The 24,791-nt window shown below is 67.4% G+C and carries 24 protein-coding genes; 18 read left to right on the plus strand and 6 right to left on the minus strand.

The window, feature by feature from the left end; translation table 11 throughout:
- Window positions 1-74: 74 nt before the first annotated feature.
- On the plus strand, window positions 75-1,640 hold the full coding sequence (locus CHC02_RS21895; protein ID WP_089393515.1) for a methyl-accepting chemotaxis protein: 1,566 nt from the start codon (window positions 75-77) through the stop codon (window positions 1,638-1,640).
- 409 nt (window positions 1,641-2,049) lie between these two features.
- Here CHC02_RS21895 and CHC02_RS21900 read toward each other — a convergent pair whose 3' ends face one another.
- The 4 genes from CHC02_RS21900 to kynB form a co-directional block, all read right to left on the minus strand.
- The gene (locus CHC02_RS21900) at window positions 2,050-3,462 is read right to left on the minus strand and encodes an amino acid permease (protein ID WP_089393516.1); all 1,413 of its coding nucleotides are present in this window, start codon (window positions 3,460-3,462) and stop codon (window positions 2,050-2,052) included.
- 35 nt (window positions 3,463-3,497) lie between these two features.
- Window positions 3,498-4,814, minus strand: a complete 1,317-nt coding sequence (locus CHC02_RS21905; protein ID WP_089393517.1) for an OprD family porin — start codon at window positions 4,812-4,814, stop codon at window positions 3,498-3,500.
- A gap of 81 nt (window positions 4,815-4,895) precedes the next feature.
- Entirely contained in the window at window positions 4,896-6,146 is a 1,251-nt protein-coding gene (gene kynU / locus CHC02_RS21910; protein ID WP_089393518.1) for a kynureninase, read from the minus strand.
- Window positions 6,147-6,154: 8 nt separating this feature from the next.
- Window positions 6,155-6,796: an arylformamidase gene (kynB, locus tag CHC02_RS21915; RefSeq protein ID WP_089393519.1), complete on the minus strand. Its 642-nt coding sequence runs from the start codon at window positions 6,794-6,796 to the stop codon at window positions 6,155-6,157.
- 131 nt (window positions 6,797-6,927) lie between these two features.
- On the opposite strand from kynB, the gene CHC02_RS21920 reads away from it, so the two are divergent.
- Entirely contained in the window at window positions 6,928-7,404 is a 477-nt protein-coding gene (locus tag CHC02_RS21920) for an Lrp/AsnC family transcriptional regulator (RefSeq protein WP_089393520.1), read from the plus strand.
- A gap of 6 nt (window positions 7,405-7,410) precedes the next feature.
- On the opposite strand, the gene CHC02_RS21925 is transcribed toward CHC02_RS21920, so the two are convergent.
- Window positions 7,411-8,109: an alpha/beta family hydrolase gene (locus CHC02_RS21925; RefSeq protein ID WP_341845134.1), complete on the minus strand. Its 699-nt coding sequence runs from the start codon at window positions 8,107-8,109 to the stop codon at window positions 7,411-7,413.
- A 115-nt stretch (window positions 8,110-8,224) separates the two neighbouring features.
- Between CHC02_RS21925 and ccoN (CHC02_RS21930) the strand changes: the two genes are divergently transcribed.
- The 16 genes from ccoN (CHC02_RS21930) to CHC02_RS22005 all read left to right on the plus strand — a co-directional run bounded on the left by ccoN (CHC02_RS21930) (window position 8,225) and on the right by CHC02_RS22005 (window position 23,850).
- Window positions 8,225-9,667, plus strand: coding sequence for a cytochrome-c oxidase, cbb3-type subunit I (gene ccoN / locus CHC02_RS21930; RefSeq protein WP_089393522.1), 1,443 nt, complete (start codon window positions 8,225-8,227; stop codon window positions 9,665-9,667).
- Entirely contained in the window at window positions 9,667-10,275 is a 609-nt protein-coding gene (gene ccoO, locus CHC02_RS21935; protein WP_089393523.1) for a cytochrome-c oxidase, cbb3-type subunit II, read from the plus strand. Before ccoN (CHC02_RS21930) ends, ccoO (CHC02_RS21935) begins: the two co-directional genes overlap by 1 nt.
- Before the next feature lie 5 nt (window positions 10,276-10,280).
- Window positions 10,281-10,472: a CcoQ/FixQ family Cbb3-type cytochrome c oxidase assembly chaperone gene (locus CHC02_RS21940; RefSeq protein WP_024128706.1), complete on the plus strand. Its 192-nt coding sequence runs from the start codon at window positions 10,281-10,283 to the stop codon at window positions 10,470-10,472.
- Window positions 10,469-11,398 (plus strand): cytochrome-c oxidase, cbb3-type subunit III, encoded by a 930-nt coding sequence (gene ccoP / locus CHC02_RS21945; RefSeq protein ID WP_089393524.1) that lies wholly within the window; start codon window positions 10,469-10,471, stop codon window positions 11,396-11,398. The genes CHC02_RS21940 and ccoP (CHC02_RS21945) overlap by 4 nt, the downstream gene beginning before the upstream one ends.
- Before the next feature lie 331 nt (window positions 11,399-11,729).
- Complete coding sequence (gene ccoN / locus CHC02_RS21950; protein ID WP_089393525.1) at window positions 11,730-13,172, plus strand: cytochrome-c oxidase, cbb3-type subunit I; 1,443 nt, start codon at window positions 11,730-11,732, stop codon at window positions 13,170-13,172.
- Entirely contained in the window at window positions 13,172-13,780 is a 609-nt protein-coding gene (gene ccoO, locus CHC02_RS21955; protein WP_089393526.1) for a cytochrome-c oxidase, cbb3-type subunit II, read from the plus strand. The genes ccoN (CHC02_RS21950) and ccoO (CHC02_RS21955) overlap by 1 nt, the downstream gene beginning before the upstream one ends.
- Before the next feature lie 6 nt (window positions 13,781-13,786).
- Window positions 13,787-13,978 (plus strand): cbb3-type cytochrome oxidase subunit 3, encoded by a 192-nt coding sequence (locus CHC02_RS21960; protein WP_089393527.1) that lies wholly within the window; start codon window positions 13,787-13,789, stop codon window positions 13,976-13,978.
- Window positions 13,975-14,946: a cytochrome-c oxidase, cbb3-type subunit III gene (ccoP, locus tag CHC02_RS21965; RefSeq protein ID WP_089393528.1), complete on the plus strand. Its 972-nt coding sequence runs from the start codon at window positions 13,975-13,977 to the stop codon at window positions 14,944-14,946. The genes CHC02_RS21960 and ccoP (CHC02_RS21965) overlap by 4 nt, the downstream gene beginning before the upstream one ends.
- Before the next feature lie 217 nt (window positions 14,947-15,163).
- On the plus strand, window positions 15,164-16,579 hold the full coding sequence (gene ccoG / locus CHC02_RS21970; protein ID WP_089393529.1) for a cytochrome c oxidase accessory protein CcoG: 1,416 nt from the start codon (window positions 15,164-15,166) through the stop codon (window positions 16,577-16,579).
- Between the two features lie 143 nt (window positions 16,580-16,722).
- Window positions 16,723-17,256 carry a FixH family protein gene (locus tag CHC02_RS21975; RefSeq protein WP_089393530.1) on the plus strand — a complete coding sequence of 178 codons (534 nt, stop codon included), beginning with the start codon at window positions 16,723-16,725 and terminating at the stop codon, window positions 17,254-17,256.
- Window positions 17,253-19,709 carry a heavy metal translocating P-type ATPase gene (locus tag CHC02_RS21980; RefSeq protein ID WP_089393531.1) on the plus strand — a complete coding sequence of 819 codons (2,457 nt, stop codon included), beginning with the start codon at window positions 17,253-17,255 and terminating at the stop codon, window positions 19,707-19,709. Before CHC02_RS21975 ends, CHC02_RS21980 begins: the two co-directional genes overlap by 4 nt.
- Before the next feature lie 30 nt (window positions 19,710-19,739).
- Complete coding sequence (gene ccoS / locus CHC02_RS21985) at window positions 19,740-19,967, plus strand: cbb3-type cytochrome oxidase assembly protein CcoS (protein WP_089393532.1); 228 nt, start codon at window positions 19,740-19,742, stop codon at window positions 19,965-19,967.
- Window positions 19,960-20,652 carry a sulfite exporter TauE/SafE family protein gene (locus CHC02_RS21990; protein WP_089393533.1) on the plus strand — a complete coding sequence of 231 codons (693 nt, stop codon included), beginning with the start codon at window positions 19,960-19,962 and terminating at the stop codon, window positions 20,650-20,652. The genes ccoS and CHC02_RS21990 overlap by 8 nt, the downstream gene beginning before the upstream one ends.
- Before the next feature lie 275 nt (window positions 20,653-20,927).
- Window positions 20,928-22,310, plus strand: coding sequence for an oxygen-independent coproporphyrinogen III oxidase (gene hemN / locus CHC02_RS21995; protein ID WP_089393534.1), 1,383 nt, complete (start codon window positions 20,928-20,930; stop codon window positions 22,308-22,310).
- Window positions 22,311-22,468: 158 nt separating this feature from the next.
- Complete coding sequence (gene anr / locus CHC02_RS22000) at window positions 22,469-23,203, plus strand: transcriptional regulator Anr (protein ID WP_009622830.1); 735 nt, start codon at window positions 22,469-22,471, stop codon at window positions 23,201-23,203.
- A 98-nt stretch (window positions 23,204-23,301) separates the two neighbouring features.
- On the plus strand, window positions 23,302-23,850 hold the full coding sequence (locus CHC02_RS22005; protein WP_089393535.1) for an adenine phosphoribosyltransferase: 549 nt from the start codon (window positions 23,302-23,304) through the stop codon (window positions 23,848-23,850).
- 286 nt (window positions 23,851-24,136) lie between these two features.
- Here CHC02_RS22005 and CHC02_RS22010 read toward each other — a convergent pair whose 3' ends face one another.
- The gene (locus tag CHC02_RS22010) at window positions 24,137-24,598 is read right to left on the minus strand and encodes an Lrp/AsnC family transcriptional regulator (protein WP_089393536.1); all 462 of its coding nucleotides are present in this window, start codon (window positions 24,596-24,598) and stop codon (window positions 24,137-24,139) included.
- Between the last annotated feature and the right edge of the window lie 193 nt (window positions 24,599-24,791).

Consider the following 24,791-nt stretch of genomic DNA (forward strand, 5'->3'; position numbering starts at 1 on the left):
ACAAGGCTTCAACTTTCGTTGATCCCGGCCGATAACAAAACCGTCACATGCCTTTTTCGTGGACATTGCCCTGAATGCGCAACAACCAGCCCGTCACCCAGCGTGAACGCACCTACCCGGCGGAACAACGCCTGATCTCCACCACCAACAGCCGTGGCGTGATCACCTATGCCAACGATGCCTTCGTCGACATCAGCGGCTTCGCCCGGGACGAGCTGGAGGGCTCGCCGCACAACCTGGTGCGCCATCCGGACGTGCCGCCGGCGGTGTTCGCCCACATGTGGGCCACGCTGAAGAACGGCAAGCCGTGGATGGGCATCGTCAAGAACCGCTGCAAGAACGGCGACCACTACTGGGTCAGCGCCTACGTCACGCCCATCTTCGAGCGCAACGAGATCGTCGGCTACGAGTCGGTGCGCGTGCGCCCCAGCGCCGAGCAGGTCGAGCGCGCCCAGGCCCTGTACCAGCGGATCAACGCCGGCAAGCCGGCGATCCCGCGCCGCGACCTGTGGCTGCCGGTGCTGCTGGACTGGCTGCCGTTCATCCTGATCAGCCAGGTGGCCTTCCTCATCGGCGTCTGGCTGGACTCGCACTGGGGCTTCGCCCTCGCCGCCCTGCTCGCCATCCCCCTCGGCCTGGCCGGCCTGGGCTGGCAGCAGCGCGGCCTCAAGCGCCTGCTGCGCCTGGCCGAGCAGACCACCTCGGACCCGCTGATCGCACAGATGTACACCGACAGCCGCGGCGCCCAGGCGCGCCTGGAAATGTCCATCCTCAGCCAGGAAGCGCGGCTGAAGACCTGCCTGACACGTCTGCAGGACACCGCCGAACAGCTCACCGCCCAGGCCCGCCAGGCCGATACCCTGGCTCACCACAGCTCCTCCGGCCTGGAACGCCAGCGCGTGGAGACCGAGCAGGTGGCCACGGCGGTCAACCAGATGGCCGCCACCACCCAGGAAGTGGCGAACAACGTGCAGCGCACCGCCGACGCCACCCGCCAGGCCAACGAGCTGACGCGCCGCGGGCGCAGCGTGGCCAGCGAGACCCGCGCAGCCATCCAGCGCCTGTCCGCCTCGGTGGGCGAGACCGGCCTTGCGGTGAGCCAGTTGGCCCAGGACAGCAACGAGATCGGCGGCGTGGTCGACGTGATCAAGGGCATCGCCGACCAGACCAACCTGCTGGCGCTCAACGCCGCCATCGAGGCCGCCCGCGCCGGCGAGATGGGCCGCGGCTTCGCCGTGGTGGCCGACGAGGTGCGCTCGCTGGCCCAGCGCACCGCCGAGTCCACCGAGCAGATCCACGGCCTGATCGCCAAGCTGCAGACCACCGCCGAAGGCGCGGTGAGTGCCATGGAGGTCGGCCGCCGCCAGGCCGACGAAGGCGTCGAGCGGGTGCTGGAGGCCGACCAGGCGCTGTCCGGCATCAGCGACTCGGTGGCCAACATCGCCGACATGGCCAACCAGATCGCCGCGGCGGCCGAGGAACAGAGCGCGGTGGCCGAGGAGATCAACCGCAACATCGCCACCATCGCCCAGCTCGCCGACCAGACCTCCGACGAGGCCCAGCGCACCGCGCAGCTGAGCGAGGAACTGACCGGCACGGCGCAGAGCCAGTATTCGCTGGTGGAGCGGTTCAACCGCTGAGCACCGGGGCTCGCCCGGGCGTAGGGCGTACAAGCGTTCGCGGTTGTACGCCGATACACCCCTCTGATCTATCCGGCTTCGCGACCGGGAACGGAGTGCCGTCGAACAGGCGCTTCGTGGTCGAACCCGAGCGTTGCGCAACCAAGGTCAGGCGGCGGATAACCGCGAACGGTTATTCGCCCTACGCTCCCGGCGGTTTCGGTGCATGGCTTGACTCCGCCCCCTCTCCCTAACCCTCTCCCGCAAGCGGGTAGCCAGGAGTCATCCGGCTAGTACCGAAGTAGCAGGTTAAAACCATTCCCCTTCTCGGCACGGACAAGCTCCCTCTCCCGCTTGCGGGAGAGGGCTGGGGAGAGGGTTACGGACGCCAACGCAGCTCCGAAGCCGAACCTGGCCGAGGTGCCTTGGGCTACAGCGACTGCGCCGGGTCCGCCGCCACCGCCGCCGCGGCCTTGCGCACGAACAGGCAGTAGGCGGCCGTCAGCAGCGCCAGGAACGGGATACCGAAGACCAGGGTCATGCGGAAGGCATCGACGAAGGCGGTGGTCAGCAGGATCGCCAGCATGAGCCCCAGCCCCAGCAGCGTCGCCCAGGGGAACCCCCACATGCGGAAGGACAGCTGCAGGCCGCCGCGCGCCTGGTGGTAGCGGCGGAAGCGGTAGTGGGTGAAGAAGATCATCATCCAGGCGAAGAGCGCGCCGAAGATCGAGATGGCCATCATCAGCATGAAGGACTGCTCGGGAAACGCCACGTTGACCAGGGTCGCCAGGGCGATGCCGGTGCAGGACAGCGCCAGCGCGTTCAGCGGCACCCCGGCGCCGCTCAGCTGGCCCATGGCGCGGGGCGCGTAGCCGGCGCGCGAGAGGCTGAACATCATCCGCGTGGTGGTGTAGAGCTGGCTGTTCATCGCCGACAGCGCCGCCACCAGGATGACGAAGTTGATCAGCCCGGTGGCGCCGGGAATCCCGACCTGCTGCATGACGCTGACGAAGGGGCTCTCGGCGCCCTGCCCCGACCGGTCCCAGGGCAGCATGGCGAGGATCAGCGCCAGGGTAAGGAGGTAGAACACCAGCAGGCGCACCATGGTCACGCGGAAGGCCTGCTTCACCGCGCGCTCGGGCTGTTCGGCCTCGCCGGCGGCCACCGCGATCATCTCGATGCTCAGGTAGCTGAAGATGGCGATGATCACCGCGACCCACATGCCGGACAGCCCGTGGGGCAGGAAGCCGCCGTGCGCGACGTAGTGATGGAAGCCGTACTCCGGGTGCGTGCCGCCGAACACCAGCCAGGCGCCGAGCAGGATGAAGGCGAGGATGGCGCTGATCTTGATCGCCGAGAAGGCGTACTCGAAGTGGCCGAAGGCCTTGACGCTGATGGCGTTGGTCAGGATCAGCGCCGAGGAGAACAGCAGGATCCACACCCAGCTGGCCACGCCGGGGAACCAGTACTTCATGTACAGGGCGATGGCGGTGACCTCGGTGCCCACCGCCAGGACGATGGACGCCCAGTAGGCGTAACGCACCAGGAAGCCGGCCAGCGGGCCGACGTAGAACTCGGCGTAGGCGCCGAAGGAGCCGGAGGTGGGATGGGCCACGGTCATCTCCGCCAGGCAGCCCATCAGCAACAGCGCGATCAGCGCGCCTATGGCGTAGCTGAGCAGCACGCCCGGGCCGGCGAAGCCGATGGCGAAGCTGCTGCCCATGAAGAGCCCGGTGCCGATGGCGCCGCCAATGGCGATCATGCTCATCTGCGCCGAGGTGAGCTGGCGCTTGAGCCCCTGCTCGCGTGCCGCGATGGCGGCGAATCCAGTCTTGTCGTTCATCTTGTGCCTCTGGGGTCTTGTCGTTATGGCGGGCGTCAGAGCAGTTGCAGCGGGTATTCGACGATCACCCGCACTTCGTCGTTGTCGGCGGTGTCGGCGCGGGCCACCTGAGCGCTGGAGCGCACGCTGGCCTGGCGCACGCGGATCGACAGGTCCTTCGCCGCGCCGGACTGCACCACGTAGCCCAGCTCGATATCGCGCTCCCAGCGCCTGCCGTGGTCGCCATAGCGTCCGTAGGCGCCGTTGGGGCCGCCCTGGTAATGGCTGTCGTCGATGTGGTCGCCGCTGACGTAGCGGCTCATGAAGGTCAGCCCGGGCACGCCGAGGCCGGCCAGGTCGAGGTCGTAGCGCAGTTGCCAGGAGCGTTCGTTGGGGCCGTTGAAGTCCAGCACCTGCACCGAGTTGGCGAGGTAGATCGAGGTGCCGCTCTGGCGGTCGAAGCCCAGGTAGTCGAAGGGTTCGTCGCCGTGCACGCGCTGGTGGGCCAGGGTCAGCGCCTGGGCGCCCTGGCTGTAGCGCACGGCGGCGGACCAGGTGGTGTTGTCGATGTCGCCGGCCAGCCGGCGGCCGTCGTCGAGGGTGCGGTAGAGGTTGAAGTCGAGGTTCAGCGCCCGGCCGCCGCCCAATTCCAGGCGCTGGCCGGCGTTGGCGTAGTACTGCCGCCAGATGTCGTCGAAGCGCGAGCTGTAGGCGGACAGGCGGGTGCCTTCGCGCGGAGTCCAGGCCAGCCCCGCATAGTCGACCGCGCGGGTTTCCACCTGGGCGTAGAGCGCCTTGAGCGCGCCGTCGGCGTTGCTGGAGTTGCCGTCGTTGCCGGCGGTGAAGTGCCCGGCGTCGAACAGCAGGCCGTCCAGCTCGCGGCTGTTGAGCGAAACGCCGATGGCCATCGGGGTGAACAGGCGCGCGTTGCCGGTGCCGAACACCGGGTTCATCGGTGCCTGGCTGCCATACTTCAGCTCGCTGCGGGAGACCCGCAGCTTCACCGCGGCGCCGGCTTCGGAATACTCGTCCTCCGGCTCGCCCCGGGAGTCCACCGGCAGCAGGTCGGTGCCCGTGCGGGCGCGGCTGCTGTCGAGCTTGAGGCCCAGGTTGGCGTAGGCGTCCACGCCGACGCCGACGGTGCCCGGGGTATAGCCGGAGCGGTAGTCCAGCAGCATCCCGTGGGCCCATTCCTGGCGATAGTTCTGCCCGCCCGGGTTGTTCAGCAGGTTGCGATGGAAGAAGAAGTTGCGCTGGGTCAGCAGCAGCTGGCTGCCGGCGAGGAATCCGCCGTCGGCTTCGTCCGCCAGCAGCGGCGCGCTCAGCGCGACGAGCGCGAGCAAGGGACACATCGGCAAGGGATGCAGCTTCATGGAGGGGATCGACCTTTTTGTTGTACTTGTCAGTCAAGGCGGGCGCCAGCCGGCGCCCGGGCAAGGCCCTGGCGGGCCGGATCAGGTCACCTGCTTGCGGGTCATGAAGCGCTCTGCGCGCCAGGCGCCGCTGTCGAGCACTTCGCCGAGGATTTCCGCGGCGTCCCAGGCATCGCTGTAGCGGGTGTACAGCGGGGTGAAGCCGAAGCGCATGATCCGCGGCTCGCGGTAGTCGCCGATGACCCCGCGGTCGATCAGCGCCTGCACCACCGCGTAGCCCTCGGGGTGCTCGAAGCTGACGTGGCTGCCGCGGCGGGCGTGCTCCAGCGGCGTCACCAGGGTCAGCGGGTGGGCCGCGCAGCGGGCCTGGACGCGTTCGATGAAGAGGTCGGTCAGGGCCAGCGACTTCGCGCGCAGGGCCTGCATGTCGGTCTTGGCGAAGCTGTCCAGGCCGCATTCGACCAGGGCCATGGAGGTGATCGGCTGGGTCCCGCAGAGGTAGCGGCCGATGCCCGGCGCCGGCGCGTAGGCCGGTTCCATGCCGAACTGGCGGGCATGGCCCCACCAGCCGGACAGCGGTTGCCAGACCAGCTCGCGCAGCGCCGGCGACACCCAGACGAATGCCGGGGAACCGGGGCCGCCGTTGAGGTACTTGTAGGTGCAGCCGATGGCGTAGTCGGCACCGGCCGCCGTGAGGTCGACCGGCACGGCGCCGACCGAATGGCACAGGTCCCAGATGGTCAGCGCGCCGCATTCATGGGCCAGCGCGGTGAGCGCGGCCATGTCGTGCAGGTGGCCGGTCTTGTAGTTCACCTGGGTGAGCAGCAGCACCGCGGTATCGGCGCCGACGGCAGCCGGCACGTCCTCCGGGCGATCCACCAGGCGCAGCTGGTAACCCTGGCGGAGCATGTCGGCCAGGCCCTCGACCATGTAGATGTCGGTGGGGAAGTTGCTGCGCTCGGTGACGATCACCTTGCGCGCGGGATCGCGGCCCGCCTGCACGCGCAGGGCCGCCACCAGCACCTTGAACAGGTTGATCGAGGTGGTGTCGGTGACCACCACCTCGTCTTCGCCGGCACCGATCAGGCGCGCCAGCTGGTTGCCCAGGCGCTCCGGCAGGGCGCGCCAGCCGGCGCTGTTCCAGCTACCGATGAGGCCTTCGCCCCACTCTTGCGCCAGCACCTGGCGGGCGCGCTCCAGCGCCGCCCAGGGGCGGGCGCCGAGGGAGTTGCCGTCCAGGTAGATCACCCCTTCGGGCAGCGCGAAGTCGTCGCGCAGCGCGGCCAGGGGGTCGCGGGCATCGAGGGCCAGGCAGTCTTCTCTTGTTGTCATGTCGGTTCCTAGTGCGAAAGACGACGCAGCACGGCGCGCACCGGGCTGGCATCGAGATGGGTGAACTTGAGCGGGAGGGCGATCAGCTCGTAGTCGCCGGGCGGCACCTCGTCGAGCAGCAGGCCTTCGAGGATGGCCATGCGCTGGCGGGCGACGGCGCGGTGCGCGTCGAGGCGCTTGCTGTCCTGCGGGTCGAGCGATGGGGTGTCGGTCCCCACCAGGCGCACGCCATGGGCGGCGAGCAGCTCGATGCAGGCCGGATCGACGGCGGCGAAGCGCTCCGGCCATGCGTCCAGCGGCGCCTTGCGCCAGGTGCGGATCAGCACCCGCGGCGGCACCCCGGCCAGGTGGCCGAGCAGGTGCCCGGGGCGCACGCAAGGCAGCGCATCCAGGCAGTGGATCACCCGGCAGGGGCCGAGGTAGGGCGCCAGGTCCACCGCGCCTATGGCGGCGCCGTCGGCGTCGTAGTGCAAGGGGGCGTCGGCGTGCGCCCCGGTGTGCGGCGACAGGGTGATGCGCCCGACGTTGACCGGGCACTGTTCATCGATCCGCCAGCAGCGCTCTTCCTGGAAGGGCGTGTCGCCCGGCCAGGTCGGGGTGCTGGTGTCCAGCGGCGGGCTGATGTCCCACAGGGCGCGGTCGTCGGGCATGCTCGGTCTCCTCGGCAGATGGGAGGATGATGCTGCAACGCCCGGTGCAGTTTCGTGCTATCTTCGTCGCGAATGCGTCACGTATTCGCAGATAATTTCTCAAACCAAACCTTTTACAGAATATCCTGCAGATGATTCTCGACAGCACCGACTTGCGCATCCTGCTCTGCCTGCAGCACAACGGCCGCATCAGCAACCAGGAGCTGGCGGAGAAGGTCGCGCTGTCGCCGTCGGCCTGCCTGCGGCGCCTGCGCAATCTGGAGGAGGAAGGCATCGTCTGCGGCTATCGCCCGGTGCTGGATGCCGAGCGGCTGGGCATCGAGCTGGAGGCGCTGGTGCATGTGTCCATGCGCCAGGACGAGGCGGACTGGCACGATCGCTTCGTCGAGCGGGTGCAAGGCTGGCCCGAGGTGGTCGGCGCCTACATTGTCACCGGGCACAGCAACTACGTGCTGCGGGTACAGGCGCGCAGCCTGAAGCAGTTCTCCGACTTCATCGTCAACCGCCTGAACCGCGCCAACGGCGTGACCGACATCCGCTCGGAAATCATCCTGCAGACCATCAAGGAAGGCGGCGGCGTGCTCGACCTGCTGGCCGCACGCCGCTAGGCCGGTTCAACGGGCGAGGAAGGCGGCCACCGCGTCGGCGGTGCTGTCCAGATGCTGCCCATGGCTCGAACCCGAGGCCTTCAGCGGCTTCAGGTCATGGTCCGCCGCCGCCAGCCACTGGACGCGGATCGCCGGCGACAGCAGGTACTGCGCCACGTGCGCGCGGTCGCCCAGGGCGTCGCGTTCGCCCTGGACGATCAGCGTCGGCGTGCGCAGCCCGGCCAGGTGCGCCACCCGCGGCTTCTCCGGCTTGCCGGCGGCGTAGAAGGGGTAGCCCAGGCACACCAGGGCGTCGGCGCCGAGTTCGTCGGCCAGCAGGCTGGCCATGCGCCCGCCCATGGACTTGCCGCCGATGGCCAGCGGCCCCGGTACCTGCCCGCGTATCTCGGCGAACACCTGGCGCCAGCACTCCAGCAGCTGCTTCTGCGGGTTCGGCGGGCGCCGGCGGCCGTCCTCGCGGCGGGCGGCCATGTAGGGGAACTCGAAGCGCGCCACCGCCACCCCGCGGGCGGCCAGGCGCCGGGCCATTTCGTCCATGAACGGGCTGTCCATGGGCGCGCCGGCGCCATGGGCCAGGACGAGGGTCGCCGACAGCGCGCCGACGGGCCGGTTCCACAGCAGCGACAAAGCGCCACACTCCCCCGCCGGGCCGGCCGCCGACGGCGATTGATCAAAATCAATATTCGGTTTCCGGGGTTTATCCATTCTTCGCTCCGCTAGTTGCGTAATTAGTACCTGTCCCTGGGGGAGGGGCGGCGTTCGCCGTAAGGAACCCGCCGGGATGGGCTAGCCCATAACCGTGGATGGAAGCCCATATACCATGAGCACAACCAATCAGACCGCTTATAACTACAAGGTGGTCCGCCAGTTCGCCGTGATGACGGTGATCTGGGGAATCGTCGGCATGCTGGTCGGCGTCGTCATCGCCGCCCAGCTGGTGTGGCCGGAACTCAACCTCGGCCTGCCGTGGACGAGCTTCGGACGCCTGCGCCCGCTGCACACCAATGCCGTGATCTTCGCCTTCGGTGGCTGCGCCCTGTTCGCCACCAGCTACTATGCGGTGCAGCGTACCTGCCAGACCCGCCTGTTCTCCGACACCCTGGCCTCCTTCACCTTCTGGGGCTGGCAGCTGGTGATCCTGCTGGCCGCCATCAGCCTGCCGCTGGGCTACACCTCCTCCAAGGAGTACGCCGAGCTGGAATGGCCGATCGACATCCTCATCACCATCGTCTGGGTCGCCTACGCCGTGGTGTTCTTCGGCACCCTGGTGAAGCGCAAGACCAAGCACATCTACGTGGGCAACTGGTTCTTCGGCGGCTTCATCCTGACCGTGGCGCTGCTGCACGTGGTCAACAACCTGGAGCTGCCGGTCGGCCTGATGAAGTCGTACTCCATCTACTCCGGCGCCACCGACGCCATGGTCCAGTGGTGGTACGGCCACAACGCCGTGGGCTTCTTCCTCACCGCCGGCTTCCTGGGGATGATGTACTACTTCGTGCCCAAGCAGGCCGAGCGCCCGGTCTACTCCTATCGCCTGTCGATCGTGCACTTCTGGGCACTGATCGCCGTGTACATCTGGGCCGGCCCGCACCACCTGCACTACACCGCGCTGCCGGACTGGGCGCAGTCCCTGGGCATGGTGATGTCGCTGATCCTCCTGGCGCCCTCCTGGGGCGGCATGATCAACGGCATGATGACCCTCTCTGGCGCCTGGCATAAGCTGCGCAGCGACCCCATCCTGCGCTTCCTGGTGGTATCCCTGGCCTTCTACGGCATGTCCACCTTCGAAGGCCCGATGATGGCCATCAAGACCGTCAACGCCCTCTCCCACTACACCGACTGGACCATCGGCCACGTGCACGCCGGCGCCCTGGGCTGGGTCGCCATGGTCTCCATCGGCTCGCTGTACCACATGATCCCGAAGGTCTTCGGCCGCGAGCAGATGCACAGCGTGGGCCTGATCAACGCGCACTTCTGGCTGGCCACCATCGGCACCGTGCTCTACATCGCCTCGATGTGGGTCAACGGCATCACCCAGGGCCTGATGTGGCGCGCGGTCAACGCCGACGGCACCCTCACCTACTCCTTCGTCGAAGCGCTCGCCGCCGGCCACCCCGGCTTCGTGGTGCGCATGATCGGCGGCGCCGTGTTCCTCAGCGGCATGCTGATCATGGCCTACAACACCTGGCGCACCATCGCCTCCTCCAAGGCGGAGGACGCTGAAGCGGCCGCCCGGATTCCCGCCGTCGTAGGAGCCCACTGATGAAACACGAAGTACTCGAGAAAAACGTCGGCCTGCTGGCCCTGTGCATGGCCGTGGCCGTGAGCATCGGCGGCCTGACGCAGATCGTCCCGCTGTTCTTCCAGGACGTCACCAACACCCCGGTGGAAGGCATGAAGCCCTACACCGCCCTGCAACTGGAAGGGCGCGACATCTACATCCGCGAGGGCTGCGTCGGCTGCCACTCGCAGATGATCCGCCCGTTCCGCGCCGAGACCGAGCGCTACGGCCACTACTCCGTGGCTGGCGAGAGCGTCTGGGACCACCCCTTCCTGTGGGGCTCCAAGCGTACCGGCCCGGACCTGGCCCGCGTCGGCGGCCGCTACTCCGACGACTGGCACCGCGCGCACCTGTACAACCCGCGCAACGTGGTGCCCGAGTCGAAGATGCCGGCCTACCCCTGGCTGGTCGAGCACAAGCTCGACGGCAAGGACATCGAGGGCAAGCTGCAGGCCATGCGCACCCTCGGCGTGCCCTACACCGACGAGGACATCGCCGGCGCCCGCGAGGCCGTCCAGGGCAAGACCGAGATGGACGCCCTGGTGGCCTACCTGCAGGGCCTGGGCACAGCGATCAAGAACAAGCGGTGATGGCCATGGACATCGGAACCATCCGCGGCCTCGGCACCGTCGTGGTGATGCTCGCCTTCATCGGCGTCACCCTCTGGGCCTACAGCGGCAAGCGCAAGCAGCGCTTCGACGCCGACGCCCTGCTGCCCTTCGCCGACGACCCGCAGGCTCTGCGCCACGCCGAGCATGAACAAGCTTCTGGGAGCAACAAAGCATGACTACCTTCTGGAGTCTGTACATCACCGTACTGACCGTCGGATCGCTGATCGCCCTGCTATGGCTGGTCTTCGCCACCCGCAGCGGCGAGACCAAGGGCGCCACCGACCAGACCATGGGGCACTCCTTCGACGGTATCGAGGAATACGACAACCCGCTGCCGCGCTGGTGGTTCCTGCTGTTCGTGGGCACCATCGTCTTCGCCGCCGGCTACCTGGCCCTGTACCCGGGCCTGGGCAACTGGAAGGGCATCCTGCCGGGCTACACCGACGGCTGGACCCAGGTGAAGCAGCTGGAACGCGAGCAGGCCATGGCCGACGAGAAATATGCGCCGATCTTCGCCAAGTACTCGGCCATGTCCATCGAAGAGGTGGCCAAGGACCCGGCAGCGCTGAAGACCGGCGAGCGCCTGTTCGCCACCTACTGCTCGATCTGCCACGGCTCCGACGCCAAGGGCGCCATGGGCTTCCCCAACCTGACCGACCAGGACTGGCGCTGGGGCGGCGACGCGCAGACCATCCAGACCTCCATCCTGGGCGGCCGCCACGCGGTGATGCCGGCCTGGGGCGAGGTGCTGGGCGACCAGGGCGTGCATGACGTGGCTGCATTCGTCACCACCAAACTGGACGGCCGCAAGCTGCCCGAAGGCGTGACCGATGCCCAGGTGGCCAATGGCGAGAAACTCTTCGCCACCACCTGCGTCGCCTGCCACGGCCCCGAAGGCAAGGGCACCGCCGCCCTGGGCGCGCCGGACCTGACCCACCCGGGTGCCTTCATCTACGGCTCGGGCTTCGCCCAGCTGCAGCAGACCATCCGCCATGGCCGCCAGGGCCAGATGCCGGCCCAGGAAGCCTACCTGGGCAAGGACAAGGTCCACGTCCTGGCCGCATACATCTACAACATTTCCCGCCCGGAGAACGCCAACTGACCCCCTGCCGCTCGCGCCCGTCCGGGCGCGAGCAACTTCCGCGCAGTTACGCGACCAAGTGTCGCACCTGGCGCGCGCCATTCCTTCACACTGCTCTAGATCAAGACTAAGCTCATTCCATCCGTGAGTCGGCGGTAATTCGGGGAAGCCCTACGCTTATCAGGGTTTACGCGCCGAGAGAGAGCCTGAAAAACATTGGCAGAAATGCCTTCAAAGCGGCATGCGCAGCGGCTCCGGGGCTTATCCCGGCGCGTTGCATTGCCTACTGGCTTTCTACATACTTGCCGCCGTTTTTTGTCCCTAAATAGCAAAAAAACCGTGGAACCTTAGAATGAGCACAGCAATCAGTCCGACTGCTTATAACTATAAGGTAATCCGCCAGTTCGCCATCATGACGGTGGTCTGGGGGATACTAGGAATGGGGATGGGTGTTTTCATCGCCTCACAGTTGGTATGGCCCGAGCTGAACTTCGGGCTGCCGTGGACCAGTTTCGGGCGACTTCGCCCGCTGCACACCAACCTGGTGATCTTCGCCTTCGGCGGCTGTGCTCTGTTCGCAACCTCCTACTACGTGGTGCAACGCACCTGCCAGACCCGCCTGATTTCCGATAGCCTGGCCGCCTTCACCTTCTGGGGCTGGCAGGCGGTGATCGTGCTGGCCGGCATCACCCTGCCGCTGGGCTACACCTCCTCCAAGGAGTACGCCGAGCTGGAATGGCCGATCGACATCCTGATCGCCATCGTCTGGGTCACCTACGCCGTGGTGTTCTTCGGCACCATCGTCAAGCGCCAGACCAAGCACATCTACGTGGGCAACTGGTTCTACGGCGGCTTCATCCTGGTTACCGCGATGCTGCACATCGTCAACAACCTGGAGATCCCGGTCGGCTGGTTCAAGTCCTACTCCATCTATTCCGGCGCCACCGACGCCATGGTCCAGTGGTGGTACGGCCACAACGCCGTGGGCTTCTTCCTGACCACCGGCTTCCTCGGCATGATGTACTACTTCGTGCCCAAGCAGGCCGAGCGCCCGGTCTACTCCTACCGCCTGTCCATCGTCCACTTCTGGGCGCTGATCACCCTGTACATCTGGGCCGGCCCGCACCACCTGCACTACACCGCCCTGCCCGACTGGGCGCAGTCCCTGGGCATGGTGATGTCGCTGATCCTCCTGGCCCCGTCCTGGGGTGGCATGATCAACGGCATGATGACCCTCTCCGGCGCCTGGCATAAGCTGCGCACCGACCCCATCCTGCGCTTCCTGGTGGTATCCCTGGCCTTCTACGGCATGTCCACCTTCGAAGGCCCGATGATGGCCATCAAGACCGTCAACTCGCTGTCCCACTACACCGACTGGACCATCGGCCACGTGCACGCCGGCGCCCTGGGCTGGGTAGCGATGATCTCCATCGGCTCGCTGTACCACATGATCCCGAAGGTCTTCGGCCGCGAGCAGATGCACAGCACCGGCCTGATCAACGCGCACTTCTGGCTGGCCACCATCGGCACCGTGCTCTACATCGCCTCGATGTGGGTCAACGGCATCACCCAGGGCCTGATGTGGCGCGCGGTCAACACCGACGGCACCCTCACCTACTCCTTCGTGGAAGCGCTGCAGGCCAGCCACCCGGGCTTCATGGTCCGCGCGCTGGGCGGCTTCTTCTTCGCCTTCGGCATGCTGCTGATGGCCTACAACACCTTCCGTACCGTGCGTGGCTACAACGCTGCTGAAGTCGATGCCGCTGCCCGCATTCCCGCTGTAGGAGCTCATTGATGAAGCACGAAGCAGTCGAGAAGAACATCGGCCTGCTGGCCTTCTTCATGGTCATCGCCGTCAGCATCGGCGGCCTGACGCAGATCGTCCCGCTGTTCTTCCAGGACGTGACCAACAAGCCGGTGGAAGGCATGAAGCCGCGCACCGCGCTGGAGCTCGAAGGCCGTGACATCTATATCCGCGAAGGCTGCGTCGGCTGCCACTCGCAGATGATCCGCCCGTTCCGCGCCGAGACCGAGCGCTACGGCCACTACTCCGTGGCCGGCGAGAGCGTCTGGGACCACCCCTTCCTGTGGGGTTCCAAGCGTACCGGTCCGGACCTGGCCCGCGTCGGCGGCCGCTACTCCGACGACTGGCACCGCGCGCACCTGTACAACCCGCGCAACGTGGTGCCCGAGTCGAAGATGCCCGCCTACCCCTGGCTGGTCGAGCACAAGCTCGACGGCAAGGACATCGAGACCAAGATGCAGGCCATGCGCACCCTCGGCGTGCCCTACACCGACGAAGACGTCGCCGGTGCTCGCGATGCCGTCAAGGGCAAGACCGAGATGGACGCCCTGGTGGCCTACCTGCAGAGCCTGGGCACCATCATCAAGAGCAAACGGTGACAGCAGATGGATATCGGGACGATTCGCGGCCTCGGCACCGTCGTGGTGATGGTGGCCTTCATCGGCGTACTGCTCTGGGCCTACAGCGGCAAGCGCAAGCAGCGCTTCGACCAGGACGCCCTGCTGCCCTTCGCGGACGACCCGGCAGCCATGAAGCACGTCGAGCAAGAGCAAGCTTCTAGGAGCAACAAAGAATGACAACCTTCTGGAGTCTGTACGTCACCGTACTTACCCTGGGCACCATCTTCGCCCTGGCCTGGCTGCTGTTCGCCACCCGCCGCGGCCAGCGCAGCGAAGCCACCGACGAGACCGTCGGCCACTCCTTCGACGGCATCGAGGAGTACGACAACCCGCTGCCGAAGTGGTGGTTCATGCTGTTCGTCGCCACCTTCGTCTTCGCCCTCGGCTACCTGGTCCTGTACCCGGGCCTGGGCAACTGGAAAGGCCTGCTGCCGGGCTACCAGGAAGTCAGCGACGGCAAGCCCTTCGCCAATGGCCAGCCGGGTTGGACCGGCGTGCACCAGTGGGAGAAGGAAATGGCCAAGGCCGACGAGAAATATGGGCCGATCTTCGCCAAATTCGCCGCCATGCCCATCGAAGAGGTGGCCAAGGACCCGCTGGCGCTGAAGATGGGCGGCCGCCTGTTCGCCTCCAACTGCTCGGTCTGCCACGGCTCCGACGCCAAGGGCGCCTACGGCTTCCCCAACCTGACCGACCAGGACTGGCGCTGGGGCGGCAGCACCGCGGACATCGAGACCACCATCAAGGGTGGCCGCCACGCCGCCATGCCGGCCTGGGGCGAGGTGCTGGGTGACCAGGGCGTGCATGACGTGGCCGCCTTCGTCACCAGCAAGCTGGACGGCCGCAAGCTGCCCGAAGGCGTGACCGACGAACAGGTCGCCAACGGCCAGAAGATCTTCGCCACCACCTGCGTCGCCTGCCACGGCCCCGAAGGCAAGGGCACCGCCGCCATGGGCGCGCCCAACCTGACCCACCCGGCCGCCTTCATCTACGGCTCGAGCTTCTCCCAGTTGCAGCAGACCATCCGCTACGGCCGCCAGGGCCAGATGCCGGCCCAGCTGGAGCGCCTCGGCGGTGACCAGGTGCACCTGCTGGCCGCCTACGTGTACAGCCTGTCCCAGGGTGATGCGCAGAAGAGCGAATAAGCGCTTCCGCCCTCCCCTCGCACCACCCAGCGGCGCCGGCTACCACCGGCGCCGCTCTATTTCGGGGGGACGAAAAATTTTAGGATTTGTCTGACGCGACCAACGGTCGCACCGTTGCACGCAGGGCCAAGTCGTATCATGTTTAGGCGTGCAGCCATATCCTGACCCTTTCGGCATGTATCGACGGGGCACCCTCCCACTGCCGTGGTACGCACTGATGAGCAAACAGATTCCCGTGCAAGACGTCACACCGCCCGCGAAGAAGGGTGGAGAGAACGTCGACCTCTATGCCTCCCGCGAGAAGATCTACACCCGGGCCTTCACCGGGTTCTTCCGCAACCTGCGCCGTGTCGGCGGCGCCTTCCTGTTCCTTCTCTACTTCGGCACCGTTTGGCTGACCTGGAACGGTCGGCAGGCGGTGTGGTGGGACTTGCCCGAGCGCAAGTTCTACATCTTCGGCGCCACCTTCTGGCCGCAGGACTTCATCCTCCTCTCCGGCCTGCTGATCATCTGCGCCTTCGGGCTGTTCTTCATCACGGTGTTCGCCGGCCGCGTCTGGTGCGGCTACACCTGCCCGCAGAGCGTATGGACCTGGATCTTCATGTGGTGCGAGAAGGTCACCGAAGGCGACCGCAACCAGCGCATGAAGCTGGACAAGGCGCCGATGAGCGCCAACAAGCTGCTGCGCAAGGCCGCCAAGCACTCGTTGTGGCTGCTGATCGGCCTGGTCACCGGCCTGACCTTCGTCGGCTACTTCGCCCCCATGCGCGAGCTGCTGGCCGACCTGGCCACCGGCCAGGCCGACGGCTGGGCCTACTTCTGGGTGGGCTTCTTCACCCTGGCCACCTACGGCAACGCCGGCTGGCTGCGCGAGCAGGTGTGCATCTACATGTGCCCCTACGCGCGCTTCCAGAGCGTGATGTTCGACAAGGACACCCTGATCGTCTCCTACGACCCGCGCCGCGGCGAGAAGCGCGGCCCGCGCAAGAAGACCCTGGACTACAAGGCCCAGGGCCTGGGCGACTGCATCGACTGCACCATGTGCGTACAGGTCTGCCCCACCGGCATCGATATCCGCGACGGCCTGCAGATCGAATGCATCGGCTGCGCCGCCTGCATCGACGCCTGCGACAGCATCATGGACAAGATGAACTACCCGCGCGGGCTGATCAGCTACACCACCGAGCACAACCTGTCCGGGCAGAAGACGCACCTGGTGCGCCCGCGCCTGATCGGCTACGCCATCGCCCTGTGCGTGATGATGAGCCTGCTGGCGACCGCCGTGGTGATCCGCCCGCTGGTGGGCTTCGACGTCAGCAAGGACCGCGTGCTCTACCGCGAGAACGCCGAAGGCCGGATCGAGAACGTCTACAGCCTGAAGATCATGAACAAGGACCAGCGCGACCACACCTACGTGCTCGGCGCCAAGGGCCTGGAAGGCCTGACCCTGGAAGGCCGCAAGGAAGTCCAGGTGGCCGCCGGCGACATCCTCGCCATGCCGGTGGAACTGGCGGTGGACCCGGACAAGCTGCCGTCCAGCACCAACAAGATCACCTTCACCATCCAGTCGGTGGACGAGCCGTCCATCAGCAAGGAAGCCGACAGCCGCTTCATCGGCCCTGTCGTACGCTGAACCCCGGCTGAACCGCAACGCATCCCGCCCCCGCGGCGGGATGCCAGCGGCGCCCGGAGCACGTAGAATCCGCACCACCCCGGCGAGCCGCCCACCCCTCGGGCAGGCCGCTTCCGCCCCGCGGACCACGAGAGAGAAAAGCCATGCAGTCGGCTCCCGCACAACCCTGGTACAAGCACCTCTGGCCCTGGATCATCATCGGCATGCTAGCCACCTCGGTGTTCCTCAGCCTGACGATGGTGCGCATCGCCGTGGAGAACCAGGACACCCTGGTCAACGACAACTACTACGAGGCCGGCAAGGGCATCAACCGCTCGCTGGACCGCGAACACCTGGCCCAGCAGTTGCAGATGCAGGCGCGGGTACGCCTGGACAGGCTCACCGGCGAGGTCGAGGTGCGCCTGAAAGGCAATAGCCAGCCGGCGCAGCTGACCCTCAACCTGATCTCCCCCACCCTGGAATCCCAGGACCGCCACGTCAGCCTGCTGCCGGCCAACGAGCCGGGCCGCTACACCGGCCGCCTGGACAGCGCCGTCGAAGGGCGCCGCTTCGTCGAGCTGCTCGGCGAACAGGACGGCCGCGCCTGGCGCCTGTTCGAGGAAGAGAAGCTGGTTGCCGACGGCGAGATCCTCCTCGGCGACGAACCCCTCAAGGGGGATGAAGTCCAGCGCCCATGAGCGCCCCCCTGCCCTGCTACCACTGCGCGCTGCCGGTTCCGCCCGGCAGCCGCTTCACCGCCCGGGTCCTCGGCGAGACCCGCGAATTCTGCTGCCCCGGCTGCCAGGCGGTGGCCGAGGCCATCGTCGCCGGCGGCCTGGAAGGCTACTACCGGCACCGCACCGAGACGGCCACCAACCCCGAGGCGCTGCCGGCCCAGCTGAACGACGAACTGGCCCTGCTCGACCGCCCGGACGTGCAGCAACCCTTCGTCCAGCACCAGGGCGAGCTGGCCGAGACCACCCTGATCCTCGAAGGCATCAGCTGCGCCGCCTGCGGCTGGCTGATCGAGAAGCACCTGCGGCGCCTGCCGGCGGTGGCCGAGGCCGGCCTCAACCTGTCCAACCACCGCCTGCACGTACGCTGGGCCGACAGCCAGCTGCCGCTCAGCGCCCTGCTCGCCGAGCTGCGCAAGATCGGTTACGCCGCCCACCCCTACCACCCGGACAAGGCCGCCGAACAGCTCGCCGAAGAGAACCGCCGCGCCCTGCGCCAGCTCGGCGTGGCCGGCCTGCTGTGGTTCCAGGCGATGATGGCGACCATGGCCACCTGGCCGGAATTCAACATCGACCTCAGCGCCGAGATGCACGAGATCCTGCGCTGGGTGGCGATGTTCCTCACCACGCCCATCGTCTTCTACTCCTGCCAGCCGTTCTTCCGCGGCGCCCTGCGCGACCTGCGCACGCGCCACCTGACCATGGACGTCTCGGTGTCCCTGGCCATCGGTGGCGCCTACCTGGCCGGCATCTGGACCGCCATCACCGGCAAGGGCGACCTGTACTTCGACGCGGTGGGCATGTTCGCCCTGTTCCTGCTCGCCGGCCGCTACCTCGAACGCCGCGCCCGCGAGCGCACGGCGGCGGCCACCGCGCAGTTGGTGAACCTGCTGCCGGCTTCCTGCCTGCGCCTGGACGAGGCCGGCAACGGCCAGCGCATCCTGCTCAGCGAGCTGCGCGTCGGCGACCGGGTGCTGGTGCCGCCGGGCGCGGTGCTGCCGGCCGACGGCCTGATCCTCGCCGGGCAGTCCAGCGTCGACGAATCCCTGCTCACCGGCGAATACCTGCCGCAGCCACGCCAGGCCGGTGACAACGTCACCGGAGGCACCCTCAACGTCGAGGGCCCGCTGACCCTGCAGGTACAGGCCCTGGGCGACGACAGCCGGCTGTCGGCCATCGTCCGCCTGCTGGAACGCGCCCAGGCCGACAAGCCGCGCCTGGCGCAGGTCGCCGACAGCGCCGCGCAGTGGTTCCTGCTGGTGCTGCTGGTGCTGGCCGTGGTGGTCGGTCTGTTCTGGTGGCAGCACGACGCCTCGCGGGCCTTCTGGGTGGTGCTGGCCATGCTGGTCGCCACCTGCCCCTGCGCCCTCTCCCTGGCCACGCCCACCGCCCTCACCGCGGCCACCGGCAGCCTGCACAAGCTCGGCCTGCTGCTCACCCGCGGCCATGTGCTGGAAGGCCTGAAACGCATCGACACGGTGATCTTCGACAAGACCGGCACCCTCACCGAGGGCCGCCTGACCCTGCGCGCCGTGCAGCCCCTGGGAGCCCTGGACGGCGAGCGCTGCCTGGGCCTGGCCGCGGCCCTGGAAAACCGTTCCGAACACCCCATCGCCCGCGCCTTCGGCCGCGCCCCGCAGCCCGCCGAAGCGGTGGAGAGCCACCCCGGCCTGGGCCTGGAAGGCGTGGTCGACGGCCAGCGCCTGCGCATCGGCCAGGCGGCTTTCGTCTGCGCCCTGAGCGGCCAGCCGGAACCGGTCATGCCCCGCGAGCACGGCCAGTGGCTGCTGCTGGGCGACGAACATGGCCCGCTGGCCTGGCTGGTGCTCGACGACCGCCTGCGCGACGACGCCCCGGCCCTGCTGCAGGCCTGCCGCGAGCGCGGCTGGCGCACCCTGCTGCTGTCCGGCGACAGCTCGCCGATGGTGCAGAGCGTGGCCGCCGAACTGGGCATCGACGAAGTCCATGGCGGCCTGCGCCCGGACGACAAGCTGGCGATCCTCAGGCAGCTGCACGGCGAAGGCCGCCACGTGCTGATGCTGGGCGACGGCGTCAACGACGTGCCGGTGCTGGCCGCCGCCGACATCAGCGTGGCCATGGGCAGCGCCACCGACCTGGCCAAGACCAGCGCCGACGCGGTGCTGCTGTCCAACCGCCTGGACAGCCTGGTGCAGGCCTTCTCCCTGGCCCGCCGCACGCGCCGGGTGATCATCGAGAACCTGGCCTGGGCGGGGTTGTACAATGGGCTGATGCTGCCCTTCGCCGCCCTCGGCTGGATCACCCCGGCCTGGGCGGCCATCGGCATGTCGGTCAGCTCGCTGACCGTGGTCCTCAACGCCCTGCGCCTGACCCGCGTGCGCGGCCTGCCGGCGGCCCCCGAAGCCGCGCCGCTGGCCATCCCGCTCGCCGCCCGCTGAAGGCGCGCAGGCCTTTTCAACGGAGTCGATATGCCCGCTCTCTACGTGATGATCCCGGTGGCGCTGATCATCGTCGCCATCGCCGTCTGGATCTTTTTCTGGGCGGTGAACAGCGGCCAGTACGACGACATGGACGGTCCGGCCCACAGCATCCTGTTCGACGACGAGGACCCCAGGCACCAGGCCGGCATCGACGAGGCCGAAGGCACCAGGGACGCGCAGGCCGAAGCCCGGGACAAGGACTCGCGCGATGCTTGACCTGGCGCCCATGCTGGCGTCCGCGCTGATCCTCGGCCTGCTCGGCGGCGGCCACTGCCTGGGCATGTGCGGCGGCCTGATGGGCGCGCTGACCCTGGCCATTCCCCCCGAGCAGCGCGGGCGCCGCCTGCAGCTGCTGCTGGCCTACAACCTCGGGCGCATCCTCAGCTACGCCGCCGCCGGCCTGCTGCTGGGCCTGGCCGGCTGGGCGATCGCCAGCACCCCCTTCGCCTCGGCGCTGCGCGTGGTCGCCGGCCTGTTGCTCATCGCCATGGGCCTGTACCTGGCCGGCTGGTGGAGCGGCCTGACGCGCATCGAAGCCCTGGGCCGCGGCCTGTGGAAGTACATCCAGCCCTTCGCCAGCCGCCTGCTGCCGGTGGCCAGCATGCCGCGCGCGCTGCTGCTCGGCGCGCTCTGGGGCTGGCTGCCCTGCGGCCTGGTCTACAGCACCCTGCTGTGGACCAGCAGCCAGGGCTCGGCGCTGGAGAGCGCGCTGCTGATGCTCGCCTTCGGCCTGGGCACCTGGCCGGTGCTGCTGGCCACCGGGCTCGCCGCCGAGCGGATCACGGCGCTGCTGCGCAAACGCAGCGTACGCATGGCCGGCGGCCTGCTGGTGATCCTCTTCGGCCTGTGGACACTGCCCGGCCCGCACCAGGCCTGGCTGATGGGCCATGCGATGCACTGAAGCCCCCGCTTTTCGTGGAAGCGTGCTTGCTCGCGAACAGGCTTCAGCCTGGTGCCCGGCCCGAAGAGCTCCCTCTCCCTAACCCTCTCCCTGAAGGGAGAGGGTTAGGGAGAGGGCAACGGACACCACCCCAACTCCAGAGCCAACCCCAACACCACTGCAAGCCCCCCCCTCCAACGAGGTACCCCCTGCGACCGCTTGATGCAGGTCAAGAGGCTTTTCCCGCAGTCTCCCTAGACTGCGCCGAAAAGCTCGCCTGATTCGGGGACTGCGGCATGCTCGACAATATCCGCTGGGACACAGATCTGATCCGTCGATACGATCTGTCGGGCCCGCGCTATACCTCCTATCCCACCGCCGTGCAGTTCCATGAAGGCGTGGGCCCCTTCGACATGCTGCATGCCCTGCGCAACAGCCAGAAGGCCGACCGGCCGCTGTCGCTGTACGTGCACATCCCGTTCTGCGCCAACATCTGCTACTACTGCGCCTGCAACAAGGTCATCACCAAGGACCGCGGGCGCAGCGCGCCCTATCTCGCCCGGCTGATCCACGAGATCGAGATCGTCAGCCGCCACCTGGGCAAGGACCAGTGCGTGGAACAGCTGCACTTCGGCGGCGGCACCCCCACCTTCCTCAGCCCCGGCCAGCTGCGCGAACTCATGGGCCAGCTGCGCGAGCACCTGAACCTGGTGGAAGACGACTCCGGCGACTACGGCATCGAGATCGACCCACGCGAGGCCGACTGGTCCACCATGGGCCTGCTCCGCGAGCTGGGCTTCAACCGCGTCAGCGTCGGCGTGCAGGACTTCGACCTGGAAGTGCAGCAGGCGGTGAACCGCCTGCAGAGCTTCGACGAGACCCGCGCCATCATGGACGCGGCGCGCACCCTGCAGTACCGCTCGATCAACATCGACCTGATCTACGGCCTGCCCAAGCAGAACCCCGACAGCTTCGCCCGCACCGTCGAACAGGTCATCGGCCTGCAGCCCAACCGCCTCTCGGTGTTCAACTACGCGCACCTGCCCGAGCGCTTCATGCCGCAGCGGCGCATCAACGCCCAGGACCTGCCCTCCCCCGCGCAGAAACTGGACATGCTCCAGCGCACCATCGAGCAGCTCAGCGCCGCCGGCTACCGCTACATCGGCATGGACCACTTCGCCCTGCCCGACGACGAACTGGCCAGCGCCCAGGAGGACGGCACCCTGCAGCGCAACTTCCAGGGCTACACCACCCACGGCCATTGCGACCTGGTGGGCCTGGGCGTCTCGGCGATCAGCCAGATCGGCGACCTCTACTGCCAGAACAGCACCGACATCAACACCTACCAGAGCAGCCTGGACAACGGCCAACTGGCCACCCGCCGCGGCCTCTACTGCAGCGCCGACGACCGCGTGCGGCGCGCGGTGATCCAGCAGCTGATCTGCCATTTCCAACTGGACTTCGAGGACATCGAGGAACGCTTCAACATCGAGTTCCACGGCTACTTCGCCGACATCTGGAGCGAACTGGAGCGCTTCGCCCGGGACGGCCTCATCGAGCTGAACCCCCGCGGCATCGACGTCACCGCCGCCGGGCGGCTGCTGGTGCGCAGCCTGTGCATGCTCTTCGACCACTACCTGCCGCACCAGAACCTGCAGCGGTTCTCGCGGGTTATCTGAAGGAAAAGACCTATCGAAGAAGTACGAATCCGGCCTTTTTTACATAAGGTTTCGGAATAAACGCCGGAAAATTCCGAAATCCCCCCGGTATGCTGGCAGCCGACCCCTTGGGTGCGTTACCCTTGCGTTTCTTGTGCCTTTCCACCCAAGGATTCCCCATGGCCGAAACCATCAAGGTGCGCGCCCTGCCCCAAGCGCATTGCAAGGACTGCAGCCTGGCGCCCCTGTGCCTGCCCCTGTCGCTGAACAACGACGACATGGACGCCCTCGACGAAATCGTCAAGCGCGGCCGGCCACTGAAGAAGGGCGAGTTCCTGTTCCGCCAGGGCGACGCCTTCGGTTCGGTGTTCGCGGTGCGCTCCGGCGCGCTGAAGACCTTCAGCATCACCGACGGCGGCGAGGAGCAGATCACCGGCTTCCACCTGCCCAGCGAGCTGGTCGGCCTGTCCGGCATGGACACCGAGGCCTACCCGGTGTCGGCCCAGGCCCTGGAAACCACCTCGGTGTGCGAGATCCCCTTCGAGCGCCTGGACGAGTTGTCCGAGCAGCTGCCGCAGCTGCGCCGCCAGCTGATGCGGGTGATGAGCCGGGAAATCCGCGACGACCAGCAGATGATGATGCTGCTGTCGAAGAAGACCGCCGACGAGCGCATCGCCACCTTCCTGGTCAACCTCTCGGCGCGCTTCCGCGCCCGCGGCTTCTCCGCCCAGCAGTTCCGCCTGGCGATGTCGCGCAACGAGATCGGCAACTACCTGGGCCTGGCGGTGGAAACCGTGTCGCGGGTGTTCACCCGCTTCCAGCAGAACGGCCTGATCGCCGCCGAAGGCAAGGAAGTGCGCATCCTCGACTCCATCGAGCTGTGCGCCCTGGCCGGCGGCCAGATGGAAAGCTGAAGGCACGACCCTCCGGTCATCGCGTAAAACGGGCTCGCCTTGTGGCGGGCCCGTTATACTTCGGGGCTTCGAAAGCAGTCACCAGGTGCCCAGCCAGCATGATCCCCAACCAGCTCGACCTGAAATCCGTGATCCGCGCGGTCCCCGACTTCCCCAAGCCGGGCGTGATGTTCCGCGACATCACCCCGCTGTTCCAGTCGCCGCGCGCGCTGCGCTTCGTCGCCGACAGCTTCATCCAGCGCTACGTCGAAGCGGATTTCAGCCACATCGGCGCCATGGACGCGCGCGGCTTCCTGATCGGCTCGATCATCGCCTACGAACTGAACAAGCCGCTGGTGCTGTTCCGCAAGCAGGGCAAGCTGCCGGCCGACGTGCTGGCCCAGGCCTACCAGACCGAGTACGGCGAGGCCCTGCTGGAAGTGCACGCCGACAGCCTGTGCGAAGGCGACAGCGTGCTGATCTTCGACGACCTGATCGCCACCGGCGGCACCCTGCTGGCCGCGGCCCAGCTGGTACGGCGCATGGGCGCCAAGGTCCTCGAGGCCGCCGCCATCATCGACCTGCCGGAACTCGGCGGCTCGGCCAAGCTGGCCGATGCCGGCATCCCCACCTACAGCCTCACCGCCTTCGCCCTCGACGAGCAGTAAGGCCATTCCCCACAGCCGTGCGCCCCCCGAAACCGTAGGGCGCATAACCGTTCGCGGTTATCCGCCGCTGGCGCGCGCCATACCGCTCCCGTAGGAGCGGACCTTGTCCGCGATAACCGGAACCACCGGCGCGCTTCGCGGATGAGATCCGCTCCTACGCTGCCCCACCCACGCCATTCCCCCGCGCGAATCGCGGGCAGGGCCCGCTCCTACAGGTTGGCTCGTAACGCTCGCGATGGCATGGGCGCCGGCCCTGCCGGCGCAATCGCGGATAAATCCTACCCCCTCAAATCGGCGGCGCCGCCCGCTTGAGCACCGACTTCAGCGCGAACGCCGACTTGATCCCGGCCACCCCGGGTATCTGCGTCAGGGTGGTGGTGAGGAAGGCCTGGTAGGCCGCCAGGTCCTTGACCACCACGCGCAGCATGTAGTCGGCGTCGCCGGTCATCTGGAAGCAGCTCATCACCTGCGGGGCCTGGACGATGTTTTCCTCGAACCGCGCCAGGTAGTCGCCGGTCTGTTTTTCCAGGGTCACCGAAACGAACACGCTCATGGCCCCGGACAGGCGTTCCTCGTCCAGCCGCGCGAAATAGCCCTGGATGTACTGCTCCTCCTCCAGGCGCCGCACCCGGCGCAGCGTCGGCGTCAGCGACAGGCCGATCCGCTGCGCCAAGTCGCGCCAGCTCAGGCGGCCGTCGTCGGCCAGGGCGCGGAGGATCTTGAGGTCGGTGCGGTCGATGTCGGCCATGGCGCTCACTTCTACGGAAGAGGTTTTTTGTAGTTCAAAGACACTAAATCTTCTGTCTCAAGCTAGTCAAATTGGAGCAAAAAACCAGCCGGTCACACCTATACTGAAATCACAAGAACAACGAACGAGGACCTCACCATGAGTGATGTCAGCACCCGCCGCGCTACCGCGCGCGGCACCCGCACCGTCGCCC

The organism is Pseudomonas delhiensis (genome assembly GCF_900187975.1).
GTDB lineage: Bacteria > Pseudomonadota > Gammaproteobacteria > Pseudomonadales > Pseudomonadaceae > Pseudomonas > Pseudomonas delhiensis.

Bases quoted from the DNA above. Each gene is read 5' to 3' on its own strand.
- ccoP (WP_089393528.1), top strand. From the start codon at position 13,975: ATGACAACCTTCTGGAGTCTGTACGTCACCGTACTTACCCTGGGCACC.
- CHC02_RS21905 (WP_089393517.1), bottom strand. From the start codon at position 4,814: ATGAAGCTGCATCCCTTGCCGATGTGTCCCTTGCTCGCGCTCGTCGCG.
- anr (WP_009622830.1), top strand. From the start codon at position 22,469: ATGGCCGAAACCATCAAGGTGCGCGCCCTGCCCCAAGCGCATTGCAAG.
- ccoP (WP_089393524.1), top strand. From the start codon at position 10,469: ATGACTACCTTCTGGAGTCTGTACATCACCGTACTGACCGTCGGATCG.
- CHC02_RS21990 (WP_089393533.1), top strand. From the start codon at position 19,960: ATGCTTGACCTGGCGCCCATGCTGGCGTCCGCGCTGATCCTCGGCCTG.
- kynU (WP_089393518.1), bottom strand. From the start codon at position 6,146: ATGACAACAAGAGAAGACTGCCTGGCCCTCGATGCCCGCGACCCCCTG.
- CHC02_RS21895 (WP_089393515.1), top strand. From the start codon at position 75: ATGCGCAACAACCAGCCCGTCACCCAGCGTGAACGCACCTACCCGGCG.
- kynB (WP_089393519.1), bottom strand. From the start codon at position 6,796: ATGCCCGACGACCGCGCCCTGTGGGACATCAGCCCGCCGCTGGACACC.
- hemN (WP_089393534.1), top strand. From the start codon at position 20,928: ATGCTCGACAATATCCGCTGGGACACAGATCTGATCCGTCGATACGAT.
- ccoO (WP_089393523.1), top strand. From the start codon at position 9,667: ATGAAACACGAAGTACTCGAGAAAAACGTCGGCCTGCTGGCCCTGTGC.
- CHC02_RS21980 (WP_089393531.1), top strand. From the start codon at position 17,253: ATGAGCGCCCCCCTGCCCTGCTACCACTGCGCGCTGCCGGTTCCGCCC.
- ccoN (WP_089393522.1), top strand. From the start codon at position 8,225: ATGAGCACAACCAATCAGACCGCTTATAACTACAAGGTGGTCCGCCAG.
- CHC02_RS21920 (WP_089393520.1), top strand. From the start codon at position 6,928: ATGATTCTCGACAGCACCGACTTGCGCATCCTGCTCTGCCTGCAGCAC.
- CHC02_RS21975 (WP_089393530.1), top strand. From the start codon at position 16,723: ATGCAGTCGGCTCCCGCACAACCCTGGTACAAGCACCTCTGGCCCTGG.
- CHC02_RS21960 (WP_089393527.1), top strand. From the start codon at position 13,787: ATGGATATCGGGACGATTCGCGGCCTCGGCACCGTCGTGGTGATGGTG.
- CHC02_RS21940 (WP_024128706.1), top strand. From the start codon at position 10,281: ATGGACATCGGAACCATCCGCGGCCTCGGCACCGTCGTGGTGATGCTC.
- CHC02_RS21925 (WP_341845134.1), bottom strand. From the start codon at position 8,109: ATGGATAAACCCCGGAAACCGAATATTGATTTTGATCAATCGCCGTCG.
- CHC02_RS22005 (WP_089393535.1), top strand. From the start codon at position 23,302: ATGATCCCCAACCAGCTCGACCTGAAATCCGTGATCCGCGCGGTCCCC.
- ccoG (WP_089393529.1), top strand. From the start codon at position 15,164: ATGAGCAAACAGATTCCCGTGCAAGACGTCACACCGCCCGCGAAGAAG.
- CHC02_RS21900 (WP_089393516.1), bottom strand. From the start codon at position 3,462: ATGAACGACAAGACTGGATTCGCCGCCATCGCGGCACGCGAGCAGGGG.
- ccoS (WP_089393532.1), top strand. From the start codon at position 19,740: ATGCCCGCTCTCTACGTGATGATCCCGGTGGCGCTGATCATCGTCGCC.
- CHC02_RS22010 (WP_089393536.1), bottom strand. From the start codon at position 24,598: ATGGCCGACATCGACCGCACCGACCTCAAGATCCTCCGCGCCCTGGCC.
- ccoN (WP_089393525.1), top strand. From the start codon at position 11,730: ATGAGCACAGCAATCAGTCCGACTGCTTATAACTATAAGGTAATCCGC.
- ccoO (WP_089393526.1), top strand. From the start codon at position 13,172: ATGAAGCACGAAGCAGTCGAGAAGAACATCGGCCTGCTGGCCTTCTTC.